Raw genomic sequence first — 6,227 nt, forward strand, 5'->3', positions numbered from 1 at the left:
ACGCTTTTGTCAAGCAAATATGCCCCAGTTGCATGGTTTTACTTGTCAAAAGCGTGCATTAGCAAAAGACTCCGAAAGAAGGCTCCTGAGGAGCTCCCGCTTCGGGAGAACCCGGGGGCGGTCGGTCTTCCGGCCACCCCCGAACGGAGACCCGCGAAACGCTATCCGCAGATCGCAGCCAGATCCTCTTCGGGCGTGCTGATGGGCCTGATGCCGAAGGCGTCGACCAGCACGCTCAAAACGCCGGGCGAGACGAACGCGGGAAGCGTGGGCCCGAGGTAGATATCCTTGATGCCCAAGTGCAGCAGCGTCAAGAGAATGCAGACCGCCTTTTGCTCGTACCAGGAGAGCACGAGGGTGAGCGGCAGGTCGTTCACGCCGCACTCGAACGCTTCGGCGAGCGCGACCGCAACGCGGATGGCGCTGTATGCATCGTTGCACTGCCCCATGTCCATGATGCGCGGCAGTCCGCCGATGGCGCCCAGGTCGAGGTCGTTGAAGCGGTACTTGCCGCACGCAAGCGTGAGGATAATGGAGTCTTCGGGTGCCTGCTTCACGAAGTCGGTGTAGTAGTTGCGGCCCGGCTTCGCACCATCGCATCCGCCGACGAGGAAGAAATGGCTGATCGCACCCTGCTTGACCGCATCGGCCACCGTGTCGGCAACCGAAAGCACCGCGCCGTGGCCGAACCCGGTCATCAGGGTCGTACCTCCGTTGATACCCGCAAACGTCTGCTCTTCGGCGTAGCCGCCGAGCTCCTTCGCCTGCTCGATGAGCGCTGAGAAATCTTTGTCAGCGCCGATATGGGCCATCTCGGGATACGCAACCACGCCGGTGGTGTACACGCGATCGGAATACGAAGGCGCAGGCGGCATGAGACAGTTCGTCGTGAAGAGGATCGGCGCAGGCAGGCTGTCGAACTCCTTGTGCTGATTCTGCCACGCAGTACCGAAGTTGCCTTTGAGGTTTTCGTACTTCTTGAGTTCAGGGTACGCGTGAGCAGGCAGCATCTCGCCGTGGGTGTACACGTTCACGCCTGAGCCCTGCGTCTGCTTGAGCAGCAGCTTAAGGTCGTGAAGATCGTGGCCGGTTACAACGATGAACGGCCCGGGTTCAACGCTCATCGTAACCTCCGTCGGACTCGGCGTGCCGAACGTCTCGGTGTTCGCCTTGTCGAGCATTTCCATGCACGCTAGGTTCACCTCGCCGACCTTGAGCACGAGAGGCAGAAGCTCGTCTTGGCCCATATCGGAGGCGATAGCCGCCAATCCCTCGTAGATGAAGGCCGAAACCGCCTCGTCGCGATATCCAAGGACGGCGGCGTGATACGCGTAGGCCGCAACTCCGCGCAGCCCGAACAGGATCAGCGATTTCAGCGAACGGATATCCTCCTGCGCATCCCATAGATTACGCATGAGGAAATCGGGGGCGTTCACCACGCCAGACGTTTCCGCGATGCGGCTCTTCTCGGCGTGCACGCATTCAGTCAATCGCTTGATCTCGGCATCGTCGAAATCAACGTTTGTCAGCGTTGCGAACAGCGACTCCATTGCCAAGTCGTCGACGGCATCGGTGCGAACGCCCGGCTTCTGCCGCACCATCTCGGCCAACGCTACAAGTGCGCCGGTCAGCTCATCTTGCAGAAGTGCGGTTTCAGCCTCTTTGCCGCAAACGCCAGCGCGCCCCGTACAGCCGCTGCACCCCGCAGTCTGCTCGCATTGGAAACAAAACATCTCGCCCATAACGCTTCCTCTCACTTTCGACCGGCACGCAAAGGCCGCCGGCCATCGATGTACCACTTGCTTGGTGAGGAGAACCATAGGATACTGTTTCCAACCAATCAGTTGTTTTTACAACGAAAGGTACCGATGGAACGATATCTTCCCATAATCAGCCGCTCCCCCCTTTTCAAGGGAATGCTCGGCGACGAGATCAACGCCATGTTGAAATGCCTCAACGCGCAAACGCGCTCGTTTGAGAAAGGCGCCTACCTGTTCCGCGTCGGCGAGACGACCACAACCATGGGATTGGTACTCGAAGGATCGATCAGGCTCGAAAAGGAGGACTACTGGGGAAACCGAACCATCCTCGCCTCGATCGGGCCCGGCCAGCTTTTCGCCGAGGTCTACGCGTGCGAGCCCGAACTGCCCTTCGACCTCAACGCGATAGCCGCGAAAGATTCCGTCGTGCTGTTCCTCGACGTGCGCCGGGTGACCACGATGTGCACCTCTGCCTGCGAGTTCCATACGCGACTCGTCCGCAACCTCCTCGCCTCGGTGGCTAAGCGCGCCTACACCCTCACCCGCAAGATCGAACACACGTCAAAGCGCTCCACGCGCGACAAACTGCTCTCATACCTCTCCGACCAAGCGGAAAGCGCCCGGTCGAGCACCTTCGCCATCCCGTTCAACCGCCAAGAACTCGCCGACTACCTCTCAGTCGATCGAAGCGCCATGTCGGCGGAGCTTTCGAAGATGCGCAAAGAGGGACTCGTCGATTTCGATAAGAATCGCTTCACCATCTGCAACTTTGCCGAATAGGACCCACACGTCGCATAACCGCCGAACAGCCGAACAGCCGAAAGGAAAGACGCTATGATCGATTCGAGAAACGCCGCCTTGATCATCATCGACATGCAAAACGGATTCATCGATGCGGAGTCGTCGCTATGCATCGCCGGAGCCGAGGCGACTCTGCCGGCGTGCGAGAAGGCTCTCGCCCGTGCGCGCGAACTCGGAATACCGGTGTTCCACGTATGCCGCGAATACGCGGCCGACGGCTCCGATGTCGAATCGACGCGCTTCGAAACATGGCTTTCGGGCGGCAAGCCCATCTCGAAGGCATGCGCTGTCTGCAATTCGCTCGATTTTCCCGCCCCCGTCGCGCCGCAGGGGAACGACCGTATCGTCGTAAAGCCGCGATTCTCGGCGTTTTTCGGAACCGACATGGACGAGACGCTGCGAAACGAGGGCGTATCGACCGTCGTGCTCATAGGCACGACCACCCCGAATTGCATCCGTACCTCGTGCTACGACGCCCTCTCGCTCGACTACAACGTCGTGATCATCGAGGATTGCACGTCTTCGCGCACACCCGAGGTGCAGGAGGCCAACATCGAGGATATGGCGCACATCGGAGCCCAGATCATCAACGTTGAAACGTTTTGCAGCGAGGGGCTCGAATCCATACGCGACATCGTCGGCGAGCATCGGGCGCGCATCGCACAGGGCTGTTAGGCCGTATCGATCTCCTCGCGCGGATCGTGCAGATCGTTCGGAGGCACGCGTACGTCGGAGTAGCCCATGTCGCGCAGCGCCTGCGCTGTGCGCCACGGAACCGAGAGGTCGTCGAACTTCGCGCAGTACTCGATCGCCTGCACGAGCGTGATGTTGTGGAACAAATCGCCCATCGTATCGACGTCGACGACCGCCGGCAGGTACAGGGCCGGAAGTCCGAACTCTGCCGCCTTGTCGATGTAGGCGGGCAGCACAGTTTTGCCGTCCTTGTTGTAGAACACGCCGTCGTGGCTCATGGCGGTTTCCCTGGTCCACCCGATAATCGATACGCCCATCTCCTGATCAGGTGATATCACGATACCGCCACCCGGCACATCGCAGAGGGCGCGGAGCTTCTCGAAACCCTCGACGACAACCGCCCGCGGGAGCGCCGGCATATCGGCTCCCATCGAGAGGATCGTATCGAAGCCCATTGCGAACACCTGCTCGAACGCATGGTTATAATGCTCGTCGAACGAAGCCCCCTCGTCGCAGATAATGCTGATATTGCGCGGCCACTGCCCCGATTCGTCGAAGATGCGCTGCATGACCTCGACGTTTTTCTGCGGCGTCGTCGAGATGATGAGCTCGTATTCGTCGACGATGCCTTCGGACGAAGCTTGGCGTGCTTCGAGCTGAGCAAGCGCATCGCAGCATATTTCGGCAACGTCGAACAGCATGCAGTGGTAGAGACCCGAAGCGACCTCCGGCTCGAAGATGCCGTCCTTCAAGACGGTCAGACGGGTCTTTACCAATCCTGCTATGGGTGGTTTGCTGAACAGCAACAGGGCGTTCTTACGTATGCGCACGGGCTTCTCTCCTCGATAATGGGCAATGCCGTAATGCATCGATTATACTGGATTGCAGCGATACGAAGGGAGATTCATGAGCACCGCCGATCAAATCAATCCTGCCAAAGCGTCAACGCCCTCCCGTGCTCGGCGCATCCTCGCATCCTTCGCCCGAGCATGCGTGCTCGCCTGCCTGCTCACGATCGCATACGCTGCTGTAGCCGCCCCGTCTGCTTGGGCGAAAAGCTACGACATGCCTCAAACCACCATCGACGCGGTGCTGTCCGACGACGGATCGCTTGCTGTAACGGAAACGCGCACATTCAAGTTCAACGGCGATTTCACGTGCGTCTGGTGGGAGTTCGACCTGTTCGGATCAAACGCCGAAATGATCGTCGAATCCGTTCAATTCGAACAAGACGCTTCGTCGCGCGATCTGCGCGAAGTGGAGTTCGTATCGAGCTGGCGAAGCGAAGGAGGCCCAGGAGGATTCGCGTACTCGGTCGATACCCTGTTCGACAGCGTGTACGTGTTCTTCCAGGCAGCGGACGAAACGGTATCGGTCACGCTCCACTACCGAGTCGAAGGCATGGTGACGAAGTATTCCGATATCGGCGAGCTGTACTGGCAGTTCGTCGGCTCGGAATGGGCCGAGCCGTCTCGCAACGTAACGATGACGCTCCACTTGCCCCAACCGACCGGCGCTACCTCCATCGCGGGCGAGAATGTGCGGGCCTGGGGCCACGGCCCGCTGGACGGGGATGTCGCAATCGGAAGCGACGGGGTGGTCACGTTCACCGTACCGCGCATCGATCCGGGAACCTATGGCGAAGCGCGCGTCGTGTTTCCCACCGAATGGCTGGCTCAAAACGCCACGGTAGAATCATGGGATTACCCGGCCCTCAATTACATAGTCAAAGAGGAGACGAAGTGGGCCGACGACGCCAACCGCCAACGATCTGCCGCAAACGCCCTGTATATCGGGTACTTCGGTGCGTGCGCCGTCTTTCTCGTACTCTGCCTCATAGCCTTCTTCAGGTTCGGACGCGAGCATTCGACAGCTTTCAAGGAGGAGTACTGGCGCGACGTTCCCGATAAGAACGTGCACCCCCTCGTAGTGAAATACGTCGAAAGCTGGGGAACGGTCTCAACGAACGATTTTGCAACCGAGCTCATGCATCTCACAGCAACGGGAGCCATCTATCTGGGGACAGGCACCTATTCCAAGCCGGCAAACGACATTCCCGACACGTTCAAAACCATTGGAGCGATGCTGTTCGGAAACCAAGCCATGCAGCAGAGGATCGCCCAGGGAGGCCTCGTCGCCGTGGACGATTACTACCTTGCACGGCTGCCCAAGGCGAACGAACTCACCAATCCCATCGACCTTGCCGCACTCGGTCTTCTGTTCGGGCAGATCGGAAACGGCGCTGACTCCATTTGGTTCGACTCCATCGATCTGTACGCAGAGCGCAACAAAGAACTCGCGGTCGACGGCTTCAAGCATTGGACCGACGTGGTAAAGAAGCAAGCCGAAGCTGGGCGGTTCATCGAAAAGCCGGGCAAAGCGCTGGGAACCGTACTCAGGGTAATCTCGTGGGTTATCGGACTCATCGGCCTGTTTCTCGGCTCGATGAACGCCTTCTTCTACATCGGCACCGCCGTAGCGGTGGCGGCCAACATTCTCGTAATTCGGTTCATGCCCCGTCGAAGTCGCGCAGGTGCAGAGCTGCACGCAAAGGCGAGCGCGTTGGAGCACTGGCTCAACGATTTCACGCTACTGAACGAGCGGTTGCCCCTCGATGTGAGAGCATGGGGCGATTTCATGGTGTACGCCACGCTGTTCGGCATTGCCGACAAGGTTATGAACGAGCTGCGCGTAACCCTTCCCGAGATGTACAAGCAGGCAACCGGCAGCGCATCAACAGACATCGGCGGATCGAACTGGGGCCTCTGGGTCATCGATACGCACAACGTCGGATCGTCGCTTTCGAGCCTGGGTGCAAGCTCGGCGTTCGATGCTTTCAAAAGCACCGTATCGTCATCGTTCTCCACCTCGAGCAGCAGCGGAGGCGGGGGCGGGGGCGGATTCTCCGGCGGGGGCGGAGGAGGAGGCGGGGGCGGGGGCGGTGGGGGCCGGGAAAAAAGGGGTCCGCCCGCA

The 6,227-nt window shown here is 59.6% G+C and carries 5 protein-coding genes; 3 read left to right on the forward strand and 2 right to left on the reverse strand.

Going from position 1 to position 6,227, the window contains the following annotated elements; all coding sequences use genetic code 11:
• Positions 1-161: 161 nt before the first annotated feature.
• Complete coding sequence (gene hcp, locus C1722_RS14990) at positions 162-1,742, reverse strand: hydroxylamine reductase (RefSeq protein ID WP_102380146.1); 1,581 nt, start codon at positions 1,740-1,742, stop codon at positions 162-164.
• 126 nt (positions 1,743-1,868) lie between these two features.
• On the opposite strand from hcp, the gene C1722_RS14995 reads away from it, so the two are divergent.
• Both C1722_RS14995 and C1722_RS15000 read left to right on the forward strand, forming a co-directional pair.
• Positions 1,869-2,540 (forward strand): Crp/Fnr family transcriptional regulator, encoded by a 672-nt coding sequence (locus C1722_RS14995; RefSeq protein ID WP_102380147.1) that lies wholly within the window; start codon positions 1,869-1,871, stop codon positions 2,538-2,540.
• A gap of 54 nt (positions 2,541-2,594) precedes the next feature.
• Positions 2,595-3,236, forward strand: coding sequence for a cysteine hydrolase family protein (locus C1722_RS15000; RefSeq protein ID WP_102380148.1), 642 nt, complete (start codon positions 2,595-2,597; stop codon positions 3,234-3,236).
• Here C1722_RS15000 and C1722_RS15005 read toward each other — a convergent pair.
• The gene (locus C1722_RS15005) at positions 3,233-4,084 is read right to left on the reverse strand and encodes a TIGR04282 family arsenosugar biosynthesis glycosyltransferase (RefSeq protein WP_180995293.1); all 852 of its coding nucleotides are present in this window, start codon (positions 4,082-4,084) and stop codon (positions 3,233-3,235) included. The genes C1722_RS15000 and C1722_RS15005 overlap by 4 nt on opposite strands.
• Before the next feature lie 76 nt (positions 4,085-4,160).
• Here C1722_RS15005 and C1722_RS15010 point away from each other — a divergent pair.
• The coding region (locus C1722_RS15010; RefSeq protein WP_102380150.1) for a DUF2207 domain-containing protein at positions 4,161-6,227 on the forward strand (2,067 nt) is incomplete at its 3' end.

The sequence above is a fragment of the Raoultibacter timonensis genome (genome assembly GCF_900240215.1).
Classification (GTDB): Bacteria; Actinomycetota; Coriobacteriia; order Coriobacteriales; family Eggerthellaceae; genus Raoultibacter; species Raoultibacter timonensis.

Bases quoted from the DNA above. Each gene is read 5' to 3' on its own strand.
- hcp (WP_102380146.1), bottom strand. From the start codon at position 1,742: ATGGGCGAGATGTTTTGTTTCCAATGCGAGCAGACTGCGGGGTGCAGC.
- C1722_RS14995 (WP_102380147.1), top strand. From the start codon at position 1,869: ATGGAACGATATCTTCCCATAATCAGCCGCTCCCCCCTTTTCAAGGGA.
- C1722_RS15000 (WP_102380148.1), top strand. From the start codon at position 2,595: ATGATCGATTCGAGAAACGCCGCCTTGATCATCATCGACATGCAAAAC.